The sequence below is a fragment of the Ruegeria sp. L12 genome, from assembly GCF_056531745.1.
Genome location: NZ_JBQFMH010000004.1, coordinates 289133 through 306039, shown reverse-complemented (window position 1 = coordinate 306039; position 16907 = coordinate 289133). Strand labels below are relative to the sequence as shown.

17 protein-coding genes are annotated in these 16907 nt (G+C 57.3%); 11 read left to right on the top strand and 6 right to left on the bottom strand.

Annotated elements, in window-relative coordinates:
* Nucleotides 1-40 precede the first annotated feature (40 nt).
* The gene (locus ACR0K9_RS09230) at nucleotides 41-739 is read right to left on the bottom strand and encodes a YrbL family protein (RefSeq protein ID WP_480822513.1); all 699 of its coding nucleotides are present in this window, start codon (nucleotides 737-739) and stop codon (nucleotides 41-43) included.
* A gap of 45 nt (nucleotides 740-784) precedes the next feature.
* Complete coding sequence (locus ACR0K9_RS09225; RefSeq protein WP_480533588.1) at nucleotides 785-958, bottom strand: zinc-finger domain-containing protein; 174 nt, start codon at nucleotides 956-958, stop codon at nucleotides 785-787.
* An 87-nt stretch (nucleotides 959-1045) separates the two neighbouring features.
* On the opposite strand from ACR0K9_RS09225, the gene ACR0K9_RS09220 reads away from it, so the two are divergent.
* Nucleotides 1046-2038 carry an ABC transporter ATP-binding protein gene (locus ACR0K9_RS09220; protein ID WP_480822671.1) on the top strand — a complete coding sequence of 331 codons (993 nt, stop codon included), beginning with the start codon at nucleotides 1046-1048 and terminating at the stop codon, nucleotides 2036-2038.
* Here the strand turns inward: ACR0K9_RS09220 and ACR0K9_RS09215 are convergent.
* Entirely contained in the window at nucleotides 2035-2502 is a 468-nt protein-coding gene (locus ACR0K9_RS09215) for a DUF1203 domain-containing protein (protein ID WP_480822511.1), read from the bottom strand. The two genes, ACR0K9_RS09220 and ACR0K9_RS09215, sit on opposite strands and share 4 nt — an antisense overlap.
* Nucleotides 2503-2686: 184 nt before the next feature.
* Between ACR0K9_RS09215 and ACR0K9_RS09210 the strand changes: the two genes are divergently transcribed.
* On the top strand, nucleotides 2687-3625 hold the full coding sequence (locus ACR0K9_RS09210; RefSeq protein WP_480533592.1) for a DMT family transporter: 939 nt from the start codon (nucleotides 2687-2689) through the stop codon (nucleotides 3623-3625).
* Between the two features lie 61 nt (nucleotides 3626-3686).
* On the opposite strand, the gene ACR0K9_RS09205 is transcribed toward ACR0K9_RS09210, so the two are convergent.
* Nucleotides 3687-4799 carry an S-(hydroxymethyl)glutathione dehydrogenase/class III alcohol dehydrogenase gene (locus ACR0K9_RS09205; RefSeq protein ID WP_480822509.1) on the bottom strand — a complete coding sequence of 371 codons (1113 nt, stop codon included), beginning with the start codon at nucleotides 4797-4799 and terminating at the stop codon, nucleotides 3687-3689.
* A 130-nt stretch (nucleotides 4800-4929) separates the two neighbouring features.
* Between ACR0K9_RS09205 and ACR0K9_RS09200 the strand changes: the two genes are divergently transcribed.
* Nucleotides 4930-5217: an I78 family peptidase inhibitor gene (locus tag ACR0K9_RS09200; RefSeq protein WP_480822507.1), complete on the top strand. Its 288-nt coding sequence runs from the start codon at nucleotides 4930-4932 to the stop codon at nucleotides 5215-5217.
* A gap of 2 nt (nucleotides 5218-5219) precedes the next feature.
* Here the strand turns inward: ACR0K9_RS09200 and ACR0K9_RS09195 are convergent, their stop codons facing one another.
* Nucleotides 5220-5945: an SDR family NAD(P)-dependent oxidoreductase gene (locus ACR0K9_RS09195; RefSeq protein ID WP_480822505.1), complete on the bottom strand. Its 726-nt coding sequence runs from the start codon at nucleotides 5943-5945 to the stop codon at nucleotides 5220-5222.
* Nucleotides 5946-6137: 192 nt separating this feature from the next.
* Here ACR0K9_RS09195 and ACR0K9_RS09190 point away from each other — a divergent pair, with 192 nt between their 5' ends.
* The 4 genes from ACR0K9_RS09190 to ACR0K9_RS09175 are packed head-to-tail and all read left to right on the top strand — an operon-like array spanning nucleotide 6138 to nucleotide 9814.
* Entirely contained in the window at nucleotides 6138-7466 is a 1329-nt protein-coding gene (locus ACR0K9_RS09190) for an NAD(P)/FAD-dependent oxidoreductase (RefSeq protein WP_480822503.1), read from the top strand.
* On the top strand, nucleotides 7423-7959 hold the full coding sequence (locus ACR0K9_RS09185; RefSeq protein WP_480822501.1) for a hypothetical protein: 537 nt from the start codon (nucleotides 7423-7425) through the stop codon (nucleotides 7957-7959). The genes ACR0K9_RS09190 and ACR0K9_RS09185 overlap by 44 nt, the downstream gene beginning before the upstream one ends.
* On the top strand, nucleotides 7959-9182 hold the full coding sequence (locus ACR0K9_RS09180; protein ID WP_480822499.1) for an MFS transporter: 1224 nt from the start codon (nucleotides 7959-7961) through the stop codon (nucleotides 9180-9182). Before ACR0K9_RS09185 ends, ACR0K9_RS09180 begins: the two co-directional genes overlap by 1 nt.
* Nucleotides 9179-9814, top strand: coding sequence for a DUF3833 family protein (locus ACR0K9_RS09175; RefSeq protein WP_480822497.1), 636 nt, complete (start codon nucleotides 9179-9181; stop codon nucleotides 9812-9814). Before ACR0K9_RS09180 ends, ACR0K9_RS09175 begins: the two co-directional genes overlap by 4 nt.
* Before the next feature lie 460 nt (nucleotides 9815-10274).
* Here ACR0K9_RS09175 and ACR0K9_RS09170 read toward each other — a convergent pair whose 3' ends face one another.
* A complete protein-coding gene (locus ACR0K9_RS09170; protein WP_480822495.1) occupies nucleotides 10275-12914 on the bottom strand; it encodes a hypothetical protein in 2640 nt (879 codons plus the stop codon).
* A 159-nt stretch (nucleotides 12915-13073) separates the two neighbouring features.
* Between ACR0K9_RS09170 and ACR0K9_RS09165 the strand changes: the two genes are divergently transcribed.
* The 4 genes from ACR0K9_RS09165 (at nucleotide 13074) to ACR0K9_RS09150 (ending at nucleotide 16906) form a co-directional block, all read left to right on the top strand.
* On the top strand, nucleotides 13074-13259 hold the full coding sequence (locus ACR0K9_RS09165; RefSeq protein WP_480822494.1) for a hypothetical protein: 186 nt from the start codon (nucleotides 13074-13076) through the stop codon (nucleotides 13257-13259).
* A gap of 629 nt (nucleotides 13260-13888) precedes the next feature.
* Nucleotides 13889-15022, top strand: a complete 1134-nt coding sequence (locus ACR0K9_RS09160) for an RNA ligase RtcB family protein (protein WP_480822492.1) — start codon at nucleotides 13889-13891, stop codon at nucleotides 15020-15022.
* Nucleotides 15019-15660, top strand: a complete 642-nt coding sequence (gene prfH / locus ACR0K9_RS09155) for a peptide chain release factor H (RefSeq protein WP_480822490.1) — start codon at nucleotides 15019-15021, stop codon at nucleotides 15658-15660. The genes ACR0K9_RS09160 and prfH overlap by 4 nt, the downstream gene beginning before the upstream one ends.
* A gap of 1 nt (nucleotide 15661) precedes the next feature.
* Nucleotides 15662-16906 carry an AAA family ATPase gene (locus ACR0K9_RS09150; RefSeq protein WP_480822488.1) on the top strand — a complete coding sequence of 415 codons (1245 nt, stop codon included), beginning with the start codon at nucleotides 15662-15664 and terminating at the stop codon, nucleotides 16904-16906.
* Nucleotide 16907 lies beyond the last annotated feature (1 nt).

Here is a 16907-nt window from a genome sequence, read left to right as displayed (position 1 = left end):
GCCAAGTTGTATCGAATGCTTGTGGAAAAGACGAGGCCGGTCACAATCCTGAAACGCCATCGGACGCAGGCGTCGGGACGCCCGAGAACCTGCGCGTATCAGGGTCCCAATCAAACCCCGTTTTCTGCGCAATGACTGCGAACTGACGGCTTAGTGACCGGTCATTGAGACGCTTGGACATGCTGCGAAGGGGCACAAGGTTCCGCTCACCGTAGCCATCGATCAGGAAAAAGGCCGGGGCGTTGTTGCGAACCCCGTAAACAATGTTTGATCGTTTGACGTCCCGCGCCACGATGTGCAGATCGAACATTCTGGCGACAAATACGTTCAGATCTTCGAGAATCGCAGCCGTCATCCGGCCCTGACCCGTAATCGTGCCAAGCTTTTCAGCCAAGGCGCCATCCGGCCCGCTGATCCGCTCGACCGCCACGCCCGGACCGCGTGTGGTCTGAACCACACCCAGCATACGCGACAGCGGCGAGTCTTCGATCTGCGCTCCGAGTTTGAGCGCCGCGCGCAACTCGCACTCGATCTCTTTCAGCGTGTTGCGAAAGCGCGCGCCGGGTGCCAGCTTCCATGCCAGACGTTTGCCCCACCGGTGCGACACGCGATCCTCGGCGCGGGTAAACACCTTGATCAACAGATCGGGCTGGCCGGGGAACTCATAGACGCTGCGGACGGTGCCGTTTGCGATGGGCTGGCTGTCGGAAAGGTCAATAGTCTTGGCTGCGAACAGCATCCTGTCTCCTTTCCGGTTGCACGATGGGGGCCGCGATCGGGCCGATCAGCCCTCGCGCCCCTGCAGCACGTATTTGCAGTCGCAATAGGGGCATTCGACCCAACCGGTATCCTCGGGAATCTGCAGCCAGACGCGCGGGTGGCCCAACGCACCTTCGCCGCCATCGCAGGCGACACGGGTGGTTTCGACGATCCTGGTTTCGGGCGCTTCGATGGTCACGGCTGGCGATCCTTCTTCGGTTGTCGGCCTCGCGGGCATGTACTAGGTGCGTTTATGAGCGATGAGCAAACCAGGGGCAAGAGCCACATGAGCGATGCGGCAATCAGGATCGAAGGGCTGCGCAAGACCTATCGCGGCGGTAAGGGCCAGCCTGAGAAACAGGCGCTGAAGGGGATCGATCTGACGATCCCGCGTGGTTCGGTCTTTGGATTGCTGGGGCCGAACGGGGCCGGCAAATCGACCCTGATCAACATCCTTGCGGGTCTGGTGGTGAAATCGGCGGGTGCCGTATCGATCTGGGGTTTCGATCAGGACCGCAACCCGCGCCAGTCACGCGCCGCCATCGGTGTGATGCCGCAAGAGCTGAACCTAGACCCTTTCTTTACCCCGCGCGGCGCACTGGAGGTTCAGGCCGGCCTGTACGGCGTGCCGAAAGCCGAACGGCGCAGCGACGAGATTCTGGAGCTGGTGGGCCTCAGCGACAAGGCCGAGGCCTATGCCCGCACGCTTTCGGGTGGGATGCGGCGTCGGCTGCTGCTGGCGAAGGCGCTGGTGCATCACCCCAAGATTCTGGTGCTGGACGAACCAACTGCGGGCGTGGACATCGAGCTGCGCCAGATGCTCTGGGCCAATGTGCGCAGGCTGAACGAACAGGGCATGACCATCATCCTGACCACGCATTATCTGGAAGAAGCGCAGGAGATGTGTGACGAGATCGCCATCATCAATCAGGGTGAGAAGGTGGCGCAAGACAGCACCGCCAACCTGCTGGGCCGCATGGACAGCCGCACCATGGTGATTGTGCCCGACAGCCCGGTCCAAAACCTGCCCGCGACCGAGAATGTCTCCGCTTCGTTGCGGGGCGACGGTGATCTGGTGCTGCAATACCACAGCAACAAAACCAGCGCTGAGCAGGTTCTGGAAGCCGTCCGCGCCGCTGGCATCCGCATCCGCGACGTCCGCACCGAGGAAGCCGACCTTGAAGACGTCTTCCTCGCCCTGACTTCAAGCCGGTCCGACGGTCTGCCCCCGGACGACCCGGATCAGCCGCGCCGTGGCCTGCACCGCGTCAAGCTTTAAGCCCGATCAATCCGCGCCTGATAGCAATTGTTCAACGCCGATCGGATGTGGATATAAGACACGTCCGCGCGGGCAAAGATCGCCTTGGCCGCGTCCTGCAACTGTGCCTGCGGCGTGATGATCCCGGTGCCGTAGACGATCCGGTCATCTGCCCCGTATCCCTTGATCAGGTAGTTCGGCGAGGTGGTCAGCGCTTCGGGCAGTTCCACAGCCGCGTCGTGACGCCTGCAAGACTCTGCACACAGGAAAATCGGCCCGGTTTCGGCATAGGGTTGCGCTTGGGGAAAGGGCCGGTGCGCCAGCACCAGCATCTCTTTGCCTTTTGGTATGTAAGTCAGGCAATGGCGACACGGGTTCCCTCCGCCATCTGAAATCGCTTGCTCGGGCGGGTTGCCATAGGCGTCCGGCGCACCATTGCGGTAGGCCTCAACCTGATCTGTCGGAAGCGCAGTGATTATTTGCATAATAAGTCTCCTTGCATTGACCTGATCATGCTTCTGCCGGGTCCCGCCTTCGACCCGTTTCCTGCGCATTGCAAATGCTGCAACCCTGCTGATCAAAAATGTTAGCGGTAAAATTTACTCTATTCGTGCCTGCTTTTTGGGTCTAAGCAGGCCGCAACACCCCAAACTCATCGAGGCCGCTGACATGAGCGCTCAAGACACCACCCTGCGCGGGTTAGGGTTTGCATTTCTGGGATTTGCGATCTTTGCCTCCCATGACGTGCTGATCAAAGTGCTGGGCGGCACCTATTCGGTGCTGCAGATCATCTTCTTCGCGACGCTGTTTTCTTTCGTGCCCATGGCCGTCACGATACTGGCCGACCGAACCACCGGCAACTTTGTCCCGCGCCATCCCTGGCTGATCCTGTTGCGCTCGGCGCTGATGATCACCGCAATGTCTTGCGCATTCTACGCGTTCTCGGTTCTGCCACTGGCCGAGGTCTACTCGCTGCTGTTTTCCTTCCCGCTGATCGTGACGGTTCTGTCGATCCCGGTGTTGGGCGAAGTTGTCCGCGCCCAACGCTGGGCCGCGGTCGGAGTGGGCCTGATCGGCGTCCTGATTGTCCTGCGCCCGGGCGCGACCGAGATTACATTGGGCCATATGGCCGCGCTGATGGCCGCATTTTGCAGCGCCTTCGCCTCGGTTCTGGTGCGAAAGATCGGCAATGAGGAACGTTCGGCCGTTCTGATCCTCTATCCGATGCTGTTGGCCATTGTGGTCATGAGCCTTGCACAGCCAGTGGTCTATCAGGCGCCGTCCCTGCTGCATCTGGCGATGATGGCGCTGGTGGGTGTGCTATCGGTGATCGCACAACATCTGATCATTCTCGCATACCGCGCTGCGCCTGCTGGCGTGATCGCCCCAAGCCAGTACAGCCAGATCATCTGGGCCACGATCTTCGGAGTGATCTTCTTTGGCGAGCATCCGGATATCTGGGTCGCGGTCGGGGCCAGCATCATCATCGCCTCGGGCGTTTTCGTAGTCTGGCGCGAAAGCCGGGTAAACACGACATCCGCGAATACCCCGGTTCTGCGGGTCCGATCGCCCCGGTCAGATACCGGGGCATCACGCCCGGGGAAGTGATCAAACGCAAACGGCGCGCCGGTTAGCGCGCCGTACAAATTGTTTCTTCCGATTTAGGGTCTCAGTACACAACCACCGAGCGGATGCTTTCGCCTTTGTGCATCAGGTCGAAGCCGTGATTGATGTCGTCCAGCCCCATAGTGTGGGTGATCATCGGATCGATCTCGATCTTGCCTTCCATGTACCAGTCAACGATCTTCGGCACATCAGTCCGGCCGCGTGCGCCACCGAAGGCTGTCCCGCGCCACGAACGACCGGTAACCAGTTGGAACGGACGGGTCGAGATTTCAGCCCCTGCAGGTGCCACGCCGATGATGATCGACTCACCCCAGCCTTTATGCGCTGATTCCAGCGCCGCGCGCATCACTCCCACGTTGCCGGTGGCGTCAAAGGTGTAATCCCCGCCGCCCTTGGTCAGATCAACCAGATAAGGCACCAGATCGCCTTCGACCTCGTTCGGATTCACGAAATCGGTCATGCCGAATTTAGTGGCCATCTCTACCTTTGACGGGTTCAGATCGACGCCAACGATTTGATCAGCCCCGGCCAGACGCAGGCCCTGGATCACGTTCAGACCGATACCACCCAGACCGAACACGATGGCGCGGCTGCCGATTTCCACCTTGGCTGTGTTGATCACTGCGCCGATACCGGTGGTCACACCGCAGCCGATATAGCAGATCTTGTCGAAGGGCGCGTCCTCACGCACTTTGGCCAGCGCGATTTCCGGCAGAACCGTGTGGTTCGAGAAGGTCGAACACCCCATGTAGTGCAGGATCGGATCGCCATCCAAGGTCGAGAAACGGGACGTCCCATCGGGCATCAGGCCCTGTCCCTGCGTCGAGCGGATCGCCTGACACAGGTTTGTTTTGGGATGCAGACAATATTCGCACTCGCGACACTCGGGGGTATAAAGCGGGATCACGTGATCGCCGGGCTTCAGGCTGGTGACGCCGGGGCCGACCTCGACCACCACGCCCGCGCCTTCGTGACCCAGAATGGCGGGAAACAGCCCCTCGGGGTCAGCACCCGACAGGGTGAATTCGTCGGTGTGGCAAATGCCGGTTGCCTTGATCTCGACCAGAACCTCACCCGCTTTGGGGCCTTCCAGATTCACGTCCATCACTTCCAAAGGTTTGCCTGCCTGAACGGCAACGGCGGCACGGGTACGCATGGTGCTTGTCTCCCTGTCTAATTCGCCCCGACCCTGCGTCAATTGCAGGGTGTTTTCAACTGCGCTTTCATGACAGTGTGGCTAAAGCTTTGATATTTCAGAAACGACATTGACGGAAAAAGGAACGCCAATGCACCGATTTATTCCCATCCTGTGCCTTTTGGCCGCCTGTGCCGAGACCACCGAGATTGCGGACCCTGCCCCGCTGGCCGACACGCCTCCGGTTGATCTGGCCTTTTGCGAAGGCGAGCCGTTTGCCGATGCGGTCGGTCAGCCGGCCTCGGCCATTCAGGCGCAACTGCCCGAGCGGTCGCGCGTTCTGGGCCCGGACGATATCGCAACGCAGGATTACCGGATTGACCGGCTGAATGTGTATGTGAACGGCGCGGGGATTGTCCAACGCCTCACCTGCGGCTGAGGTCATTTCCCGCGATAGACCAGAACATCCGGCAAATAGTCGATCAGGCGTATCACCCATGAAAAGGGCGCGGGGAAATCGGTGCGGAAGCGGCGGCGTGACATGGCGCGAAGGACACGGTCGGCCGCGTCCTCGGGCGTCATCAGCATGGGCATCCTGAAACTGTTCTTGTCGGTCAGGCGGGTCTTGATAAAGCCCGGATTGACGATGCGCACCGTCACGCCGGACTCCGCCAGATCATGCCGCATGGTTTCCGCCAGAGAGATCAGGGCCGCCTTGCTGGCCCCATAAGAAATAGCGTTGGGCAGGCCGTGATACCCGGATAGCGATCCGATCAGGGTGATATCCCCGCGACCTTTGCGCACAAACTCGGGCACCGTTTCCCCCAACACCCGCAGCGCGCCGGAATAATTGACGTCGCTGATGGCCAGCGCGGCCTCGGTATCCCAATCCGCGGTACGGATCGGCTCATAAGTCCCGGCATTGTAGACCAGCGCATCGACGGCTCCGACCTCGGCCACGGCACGGCGCACGGTTTCGAGATCCGTCACATCCATCGGCACAGCGCGGGCATTGGGCAGCGTGCTGCAAATCTCGGCCAGCCGCCCGGCGTTGCGGGCGGACAGGACCAGATGCGCGCCTTCGCGGCTCAGCTTTTCGGCCAAGACGCGGCCCAGCCCTTCGCTGGCGCCAATGATCCAATAGGTTTTTCCGCTGAAGCTGCTCATATCCGCGCCATTCATGCTCTTTTAGGAAGTGTACGACCCGGTGGCGATGTTGGATCACGCAGTCCCGGCGTCACGGTGCATCAGGTCACCGAACATCACAAGCTGGTGCGACTGCAAAAAACTTCTGATCCAATTGATCCACTGCCCCATATCCTGCGTATCTTATTGTAAAAGCCGAATAACGAGGATGGAATGTTCGACGAAACCCGGGGCGTACGTAAGAAAATCGCAGTCATAGGCGCAGGCATTTCAGGTCTCTCCGCAGCTTATTACCTTTCTGAAAACCACGATATCACCGTGTTCGAGGCCGAGCCGCGCCTGGGCGGTCACGCCCGCACGGTGATGGCGGGCCGCAATGGCGATCAGCCGGTCGATACCGGGTTCATCGTTTTCAACTATGCCACATACCCGTATCTGACACGGTTGTTCGACGAGTTGAACGTGCCGGTCACGAAATCCGAGATGAGCTTTGGCGCCACCATCGACAATGGCCGCATCGAATACGGTCTGAACAATCTGCGCACGCTGACGGCGCAGAAACGCAATCTGGCGCGTCCAGCCTATTACAAGATGATCGCCGACATTCTGCGCTTTGGGAAAGAAGCCCCCGAGGCCGCGCAGGACGATGACACCACAATCGGAGAGTTGGTGGATCAACTGCGCCTCGGCCATTGGTTCCGGCACAACTACCTGATGCCCATGTGCGGCGCGATATGGTCAACGCCGGTCGAATTCGTCGATCAGTTCCCTGCCCGCTCGCTGGTGCAGTTCTTCCGCAACCATGCGCTGCTGGCCTCGGGCCGTGCCAATCAGCACCAGTGGTACACTGTGAAAGGCGGCAGTATCGAATATGTCCGCCGGATCGAATCTGTGCTGCGCGCACGCGGTGCCGACATCCGTCTGGCCGCGCCTGTGCAACGGATCGAGCGGCATGATCTGGGCGTGACCGTCCATGCGGGTGGCGCAGCGGCTTTGTTTGACGAGATCATTCTGGCCACCCATTCCGATCAGTCCCTCGCAATTCTCGGCGATGCCGCGACTAAAGATGAAGAAGCCGCGCTCGGCGCGATCAGATATCAACCGAACACAGCCATCCTTCATTGCGATCCCAACCAGATGCCCCGGCGGCGCGCCTGCTGGTCCAGTTGGACCTACCGGTCGCAAAAGGGCAATGTTGGGGTCACATACTGGATGAACCGGCTTCAAAACATCCCCGACAGCGACCCGCTGTTCGTGACGCTGAACGCGGCATCGGAAATCCCGGCAGATAAAATCTATGATCAGGTCGAATTCGCCCATCCGGTGTTCGACAAAGCCGCCCTGCGTGCGCAGTGGCAAATCCGCACGATCCAGGGGCAGAACCGAACCTGGTTTGCTGGTGCGTATAACCGGCATGGATTTCACGAAGACGGGATTGCCAGCGCGATGCATGTTGTCGAACGCATCACCGGCCTCCCGCAGATAATCGGAGCTGACAATGGCATTTCTGAGAATGAACCGGCCGTTCCTGCCTCGGCTTAACCTTGGCGCGGCTTTGGTGTCGCTGGCGCTACTGAGCCCGGCGGGATTGGCGGCGTCACCCGTTTTTGGCGTTCTTAACGATGCCGAACTGCGCGGCACGGCAACCTTCCGCTATTTGGGTTTCCCGATTTACGATGCACAGCTGTTCACCCAAGGCGGCGCGCCTCTGAACTGGGCGAAGGACTTTGGGCTCGAGTTTCGCTATCGCCGAAACCTGTCCAAAAAAGCGCTGGTGAATTCGACTCTCGACGAGATGGAACGGATCGGGCAGGCGGCCCCTGTTCGCGATCAGTTAGAGGTCTGCTTCGACGCCGTCAGCAAGGGCGATCGTTATCTCGCGATCTCGCAGGGCCCGAACCGGGTCGGGTTCTGGCTGAATGGCCAGAAAGTCTGCACCATGTCTTATCCGGGCATCAAACGCAGCTTCATGTCGATCTTTCTGGGTGAAAACACCCGGTCCGCCGCGTTCACGCGGGCGCTGAAAGGGCAGTGATGCTGTATCCGCGTGTCAGCCTTTATGCGCTGATGCTTGCTGCGGCGGGTATCCCGCTTTACATCCACCTGCCACGATTTGCTGCCGTTAATCTGGGCATCGGTCTGGGTGCAATCGGCACCGTGCTGCTGGTGATCCGATTGATCGATCTGGTGCAAGATCCGCTGATTGGATGGGCGATTGACCGCTGGCCCGGCGCGCAGGTTCTGTTTGCCGCTGCTGCCGCGCTGGGTCTTGCAATCGGGTTTCCCTTGCTGTTCGGCCTACCAGACGGAGCCAGTATCGCCGTATTAGTATCTATACTGCTCCTGTTATTCTCGGCCTACAGCCTCGGGACAATCCTGCTGTATGGCCGCAGTGCGACGCTCGCCAAACAGGCCAATCCGAAAGAGCTGATGACTTTGGCCGCTTTCCGGGAGGGAGGGCAGCTGACCGGTGTCGTCATCGCTGCCGCCGCGCCTGCCTTGTTCGTGGCCCTTGGCAGCGGAGCGCATGGATATCCGGCTTTTGGATTGTTCCTGGGCATTTTGTCCGTGGTGACGTTGGCTGTGTCACTTCCGATGTGGCGACGTGCACCGATAACCGGGCACGGCCTGTCCATTGCCGGGCTTGGTCAGGCTGGCGCGCTGCGCCTGCTTGCGCTGGCATTGGTCAACAGCCTTCCCGTCGCCATCACCTCGACCCTGTTTCTGTTCTTTGTCGAGGACCGGCTGCAACTGCCGGGCAAAGCCGGGCCTCTGCTGATCCTGTTCTTCCTCAGTGCCGGAGTAAGTGTGCCGTTCTGGGCAAAGCTCAGCAACCGAAATGGCCCGAAACAGACTCTTATTATTGCCATGCCGCTGGCCATTCTCGGCTTTGTCGGAGCCGCCCTTCTGGCACCCGGAGATCTGGCCGGTTTCGCCATCATATGCTTCGCATCCGGGGCAGCCCTCGGGGCGGATATGGTTGTGTTGCCTGCCATGTTTTCGGTCGTTCTGACCCGGGCCGGGCTGAACGCCTCGGCCGCGTTCGGTATCTGGTCTTTCGCGGGCAAGCTGGGGCTCGCTCTGGCTGCTTTCTTCACCCTGCCGTTGTTGGAACGCAGCGGATTCACACCGGGACAGGCCAATTCAGCCGAGGCGTTGAATACACTCACCCTCGCCTATGCGGTGTTGCCCTGCATCCTGAAACTCGGAGCGTTTGGCATGGTTCTGACGTTGCCGACCGAGGTCTCTGCCAAATGAAAATGCTTCTGATCTGTCTGCTTGCTCTTTTTGCTCTGCTGGTTGCGAAAACCCGGTTCTTCAGCTTCCGATCGCAATCGCCCGACGACTACAGTGGGACCGGGCCTGAATTTTCGCTGCAAGACAATCTGAACGGAGAGCTTCTTTCAGAGGGTCTGATCTATGGCCCCGGCGGAAAGATGTCGAACAGCTTTGTCGCGCGTATGGTGGGAGAGTGGAACGGAAATAACGGTACGCTGACCGAATATTTCACCTATTCAAACGGCAAACAAATGAGCCGCAAGTGGTATCTGACATTGAACACCGGCAATAGCTTCACAGCAATGGCCGACGACATTGTAGGTGAAGGCAAGGGCATGATCTCGGGCGCGACCGTGAAACTGACCTATCGGATCATCCTGCCCGAAGACGCTGGGGGCCACACCTTGGATGTGACCGACTGGATGTACCTGACCGAGAACGGGGCGATCATGAACCGGTCCGAGATGCGCAAATTCGGCATCAAGGTGGCCGAACTGATCGCTACGATGCGCCCGGCCCCCGAAATGGAATCGACCCGACTGCATAGTGCAAACGGACACGATACAGAGTCTGAATTGAGGTATTTGCAAGGATCGTCCGCCGGAATCTGACCGCGGTCACTATCCTTGCATGGGTTGCTATATGTTCGACCAAACCAAACATACCAAAGACGTTCCTGCCGATCATCAGTCGAACCCTGAGGAGTTCCCTGTAGGCAAAACCGTCCCCCAGAACCCCGATGGTACGGCGCGCCAAACTCGTACCCCCTCAGGAAATCATCAGACATATTCCAGACGCGCCGTGCCAGCTTGGTAGCGTGACGAGATGTCCGGAATGTGTCTGATAGATTAAACTTTGCTGTAAGAATTACCCGTTCTCTATTCCCCCATCGTGATACGCGGGCGCACGGTCACAATCGATCCGGGCAGACATAAGGGATACTCTGCATCTGTATCGTGCGTGGCAGGCTCCGGGGTCATAGGTGCATTGCGACACGCTGTGACCATTGTTTCAGTGTCTACTTCTCGCCCGTCGCATTGACGGCAACCAGCCCCAGAGCCTGATCTGCGTTTAGATGAAGTCGGTGTTATCGAGGATAACTCCTTCAACCAGAATGGAATTGCCGTTCCACTCGACCAGTGTATCACCGTCAATCACTGTCAGCGTCAGGTCTGCGAAACTTGGTGCATTTTCAATCTGGATCAGGTCTATCCCATCGTCAAAGCCCCTGATTTCATTGTCATCAAACGCGTCACCACGGAAGATGATTGTGTCGGCGTCGCCATCGTTGTCGAGACGCGCAACATCATTGCCTCCACGGAACACCATTGTATCATTCCCCGCGCCCGCTCGGAAATAGTCACTCTTTGAGCTGCGGTCGATATAGTCATCGTCATAATCCGTCCCGCGCAGGCGTTCGATGCTCACAAGAGTATCAACGCTTCCGAAGCCATCTGTCACGGTGCCGGATTGCATTCTTGCGACGATTCCCGAAGTGCCGCCAAGATCGTCATCATTGTGATAGCTAACCTCGTCACGTCCTTTGCGACCGTTAAAATAGTCGTTGCCAGCAAACCCGATGAAATAGTTGTCTTCACCTCCCCCATACATGACGTCACGGAGCATGGTACCTTCAACGCCTTCGACTTTCACCAATCGGTCCGTTTCGCCATCAGGGCCTCTCACATAGTCCTTGTTATTCTCTGCCCCCAGATCGGCTCGAATGCCACTTTCCAGCATTTCAGGGTTCCAAAATGTTTCTCGGTAACTGACGACATCAAAACCCGAACCGCCGTCATACCGGTCTTTCCCGCCAAGGTCGGCAATATAGTCATCACCAGCCAAAGCCTTGACGAGGTCATCGCCAGCACCTGATTGCAAATTATCCCCTGACCAGTCAGTGTCCGGACCGCCAGCGAAATTCGATCCATAATAGACACCGTCGTAGGCGGTCACGGCCCTCCACAACTCCCAAAGGTCCGGCTCTTCGGCGTAGTACCCGGCGAACCAGGCCAGATCGACCCTTAGGTTCGTCGCTTCCATCAGCTTGAAGCCATAATCATTGTAGAAGGTAATGGAAGTGATGTAGCCACCAGAATACGTGCCGGAATCGAACCAACCACCGCGGGTTGTTGCCGAACCGGTTTCATAACTATGCCATTCCGCATCTTCGATGCCCAAAACCGCAGTATCCCAATTACGGGTGCGATCATAACCAAAGCTACCGCCGTCATGGACAAAGCGAATACCTTCTTGATCGATCTCGGACATGTAGCCGATGTCATCAAGGATCGCTTCGCTAAAGTCTGTGTAGCGATTAAAGCCCTGGTTGCCGTCAAACCATTGCACGTTGGGTGTAAACCGCCCCGCTGAGGCACCCCCATCATTGTCTTGCAACCCGATATACGTGATGCTGCCCGGGCTACTGAACGTGACAATCGAACCAATGCCGTTGTTGCTGATCTCTGTTGAAAGATCGGCTTCGGACATGCCGTCGAATTCGATCTCTGCACTGTTTCCCAAACCATCCTCAAAGATCAGCAAGGCGTCGCCATCTCCAGAAGAACCGACTGTCCAATCACCCGATGCGTATTCGTCAACTTCAATGGAATCCTCGCCGAATACAAATTCATCGATGGTGTAGAAAAAATCTTTGCCAGAGAAACGGAATGCGTCGTTCCCGTCGCCGCCCCTGATGTAACCACTGCCATCTACGAAAATGAACTCGTCGTCGCCATCACGACCGTCGAAGAACACATTATTCTTGCCCCCGGTATTCATAAACGTGTCAGCAAAATTCGATCCGCGAAAACCCTCGATACTCCTGAAACTGTCGTAATCGCCAGATCCGTCACGCACCAATCTATTTTCGACGTCGATAATTACACCGTCGTTTGCGCCGAAGCGGTCGCCCCGATCATAACGGAGAATGTCATATCCGCCCTTGCCGTGAAAATAATCACGCCCTTGGAGTCCGATAAATACGTTGTCCGTACCATCTCCGACAAATTCATCGTCTCGGAAGGTTCCTCGAAAAAACTCGATATTCTTTACTGCGTCTTTTTTCCCATCATACCCCTTCACGTAATCTTTGTTATTTTTCGCGCTCAAATTCACGCTGATACCGCGATAGGCCTGGTTAGGATTCCAGAATGCGGCATCATAAGTTAATGTGTCAAAACCACTGCCACCGTCATAATAATCTTTTCCACCTCGATCAGAGATATAATCATCTCCGCCGCGTGTTCTTACGTCATCCGACCCTATTCCGGTTGTTACATCGTCATAGACGCTCGATCCCCGGAAATTCATCCCTCCCGCGATCAGCGCATCATACAACCCCCAAAGTCTTGGTTCGACATTGTAGTAGAAGTTGAACAGTGGAAGCCGATAATCAATATCTGTAATTTGGGCGATCGTATTCCCCAGATCATCAAGATATGTAATTGAATCGATTACGCCTGAGGTGAACACATACCCACCATCAAGCAATGACGATCCACCTGAATCAGGACCTGTTAAAACCTCTGTTTCAACGGCGCCGCTAAACCCGAAATTTATTGTAAAGGCATCCCGCGTTGGATCGTAGGTATTTGCTACGGTGTCGAACTCAAAAGTAGCGCCAGAAGTTGACAGCGCAGTCAGATCAAAGTCCCGAAATCGCCCAACCCGATAAAAGCCCTGATTGGTGTCGAAATACTGAAAAGTCATTTTGCCCCCCTTAAATACGCCAAAGCAAAGAGGGAACGGGGGCAAAAAAGCCCCAAATACCACAACCCCCCTTTCCCAATTACATAATTGTGTTCGAGACTTCTTTATTGTGTCAAGGGATGGCAGGTTTCTAAAAAAGGCAATGAAAATAATAATTTAATGATCGAAGCACAACCAAAGGAATTGCGATCAAAATTCCGCTCAACTAATATCTCCACAAACACTCTAATTCCTTTTGAGAGCTTTGAATTGATTCGCGGCAGTTACAAAATCTCTGCATTCCCGGATTGGGCGCCTTTGATTTTCGCATGGATTGGGCAAAACCTTTGCCCGGCGCTTGGTTGAAGTACGATCCGCCACACATGAAATTTCATCCGGGACGAACTACAAGTCCCTTGCACCCGTGCAGCGTCACCGAGGCTGCAGTTCATGGAATATAGTTAAATTCGTGAACGAGAAACTTGCGGCCTGACCAATGGGAAAAAGGGTTTGGAACCTTCGGCATCGCGGCGGCCATTCTGCGTCGTGTTCATGGCTTGCCCAATCCGTCGACGGGCAATCGCAAAACTAAGTCCACGGAATGATTTGAGAAGAATAGTGCGGGGGTAACAGCAGAGCTCAGGCACAACAAATAGATTTTATGGACATGGCATTCTCGTTTTTTTTGACTCCGAAGCCGTCGGGCGCCTAAAGCATCGTGGTCATCGAGAGACACTATCGTTGCAACTTGGACACACACCGATGCGAGTGCGGTCAAAACCTTTGCTTGAATCATCGATCCCGATTAGGTGACGATCTCCAATCGGTCCGTTGGACCCAAATCGTAACCCCCAACAAGGAAAGGGACATACATGCTTATTCGTCATTTCGCCCTTTCGGGGCCGATCAACACCTAAGCTGAAATCAGATCAGGTTTGATCCAGTTCGCCGGCTTGCCGCTGGCGCATCTATATACGTTTATTGGGTACTATCTCATGGGCAATTCTGTCTTGGATGGTCGCGCGTCAGCCGTGTCCGGCGACGGCATCATCACGAAATTCTACACACCTACGGCCTGGATCGAAGGACGGGCTGAACAGCAACTCGGAGAAATCGCCGGCTGGACCGGCGTGCTAAAAATCGCGGCCTTTCCCGATTTACATCCGGGAAAATACGGGCCGGTTGGATGTGCGGTTCTGGCGGACCGTATTTTTCCGCAACTCATCGGTAACGATATCGGTTGTGGCATGTCTCTGTTCCAGCTTGATCTGCCTGTGCGGAAGCTGAAGCTGGAGAAAGCGCTGCGCCGGATGCGTGTTCTTGGAGAGCCTGCATCCGAGGATCAGCATTGGCGGCTGGAAGGGGCCGGCCTGCCGACCGATCTGTTTGCCACGTCACTCGGTACGGTTGGTGGCGGTAATCATTTCTGCGAAGTGCAAACCTTGGCCGAGGCGGATGATGGCATCCGCCTCGATGCATCACGCCTGTTTCTGCTGGTGCATTCGGGATCGCGTGGTTTTGGTAATGCGGTTCTTGGTTCGGTACCGGATGGTGCGTTCGCGGGCCTTGATCCCGAGAATGACACCGCGCTGGCTTACTTGCGGTATCATGACCGGGCCGTTCGTTGGGCTAGCCTGAACCGACATACCATCGCTGAACGCGCGGCGGAGGCGCTGCGGGCAGATCTGATGCTGTTGGTTGATGCCCCGCATAACTTACTTGCGCGGCATGGCGATGGCTGGCTGCACCGCAAGGGCGCGGCAGTCGCCGAGCAGGGATTTGTTCCGCTTGCCGGATCGCGGGCTAGTGCGAGCTATCTGATGTCCCCCATGGGCCATGTTGACTCGCTTGGCAGCCTCGCTCATGGGGCGGGGCGGCGCTACGATCGATCCTCTATGCATGGTCGAGTACGGGCCAAGAAATCTGACATCCTGGCCATGCAGCGTACATCCTTCGGCGGCCGTATTCTGTGCGAGGATCGCGACCTTCTGATTGAAGAAGCGCCTTTGGCCTACAAATCGGCCAAGTCCGTCGCCGAAGACCTGGAGCGAACAGGTGCTGCGCATTCTGTGGCGGAGTTTCATCCGCTTTTGACCTTCAAGAAAACGCGTGACGGGAGGCAGTCATGATTGCATTCCGACATATCTCACTCCTGATCACCAGTGGCAGCGGTCCGGCGGAATGCCAGCAAGCCGTTGCAAGCGTGCTGGATGCGATGCGTAACGAGGCGGAGCTCCTCGCTGTGGACTTCGACACCAATGGGGCGCGTACAAAACATGGTTTCAAATCTGCGGTGGTTGTGATCAGCGGCGCTGAGGCAGAAGCCTTCGCTAGGACTTGGCGCGGCACGATCCAGTGGCGGGCGCAAAGCAATCTGCGTCCGACGCATAAACGGGCCAACTGGTTCATTGGGGTGTTCGACTTGCCTGCGCCCGCGCAAACACCTGAACGCGTTCATGCGCGTGATGTCACATTTGATTCCTTCCGCGCCGGCGGACCTGGCGGGCAGCACCAGAACACAACCGACAGCGCGGTGCGGGCGACGCACAGGCCAACCGGGCTTTCGGCGGTGGCACGTGAGGAGCGCTCCCAACACCGCAATAAGGCGCTGGCGTTGGAACGCCTGCAGCATCTGATGGCCGCCCAAACCGCAGCGGGTGAAGCCGCACAAAGGGCAAGCCGCAACGCGCTGCATCATGCGCTCGAGCGCGGCAACCCGGTGCGGTGTTTCAAAGGTCACGACTTTCGCGAAGTGAAAGGGGGCTAAGATGGAAGCATTTGATCAATTCCTGACCAGCGCCCTGACCAGTGATTTTTTCGCGGGCGGCTTGGCGCTCGGTGCATTCGGGGTCGCGGCGGCCTTTCTGCGCATCTCGTTCATGGCCATGTACCGCGTGGTTGTTCGGCGCGTCTGGGTGAGCCTGACGCTCGATAACCGAAGCGCGGCTTATCGCCATTTCTGTATCTGGATGGAGCAGAACAATGTTCTGTCCCAATCGCGGCATGTGCGTATGACGGATGGCAAATGGGCCCGAGGCACCAAGGGTTATGCGCCTGCTCCGGGTAGGCACTGGTTTTTCTGGCGTGGAAAGCTTTGCCGACTGGAACGCGACATCAATAAAAAGTCAAAAGTGGGCGCATCACACAACCAGCGGCCAATGGAGGTGCTGAATGTCACCATACTGTTTGGGAAAGTCGAGACAATTCTGGGCTGGATCGCAGAGGGACGTACGCTTTCCCAAACCAGGGATCGCATCGGCCCTGGCCTCCATATTCTGAAAGGGGACTGGTGGGATCATGTCGGCGATGTTCCGCGCCGTTCCATCAATACGGTACTGGTGGATGACGATCGCATCGAGAAGGTTCTGGAGGACATGCGATGGTTCTATGGAGCCGGCGACTGGTACGCGGAACGTGGTGTTCCGTGGCGGCGGGGGTATCTGTTTTACGGCCCTCCGGGCACGGGCAAGTCGAGCCTCGTCCGCGCGCTGGCGTCAGACCTGTCATTGGATATCGCGTCGTTGGATATCGGGCGCGTCACGCTGACGGATGATGATCTGCGTGAAGCGATGATGTGTGCCCCCAAACGGTCGCTGATCGCAATCGAGGATGTGGATGCCGTGTTTACCCAGCGTGAAGGCGGCGAGAAACGCTCGGGCGTCAGCTTTTCAGGTTTGCTCAATGCCATCGATGGCGTCGCTGCTCAGGAGGGCCGTGCTCTGGTCATGACCACAAACCACAGAGAAAGGCTGGACCCGGCTTTGATCCGTCCGGGCCGCGCCGATGTGCATACCGAGCTTGGATTGGTGGGCGCAGCAACAGCCCGCCGACTGTTTGAGCGCTTTTTCCCCGGTGAACGCGACTTGGCCGAGGCATTCGAACAGCGGTTAGAAGATCAGCAATACAGCCCTGCCCAGATTCAGGGCTGGCTTTTGGCCAACAGTGCTGACCCAGAGGCTGCAGCGCAGGCTTCGGGGCTTGAATGCCATCTGCAAGATATCGCCGCTGAATGAT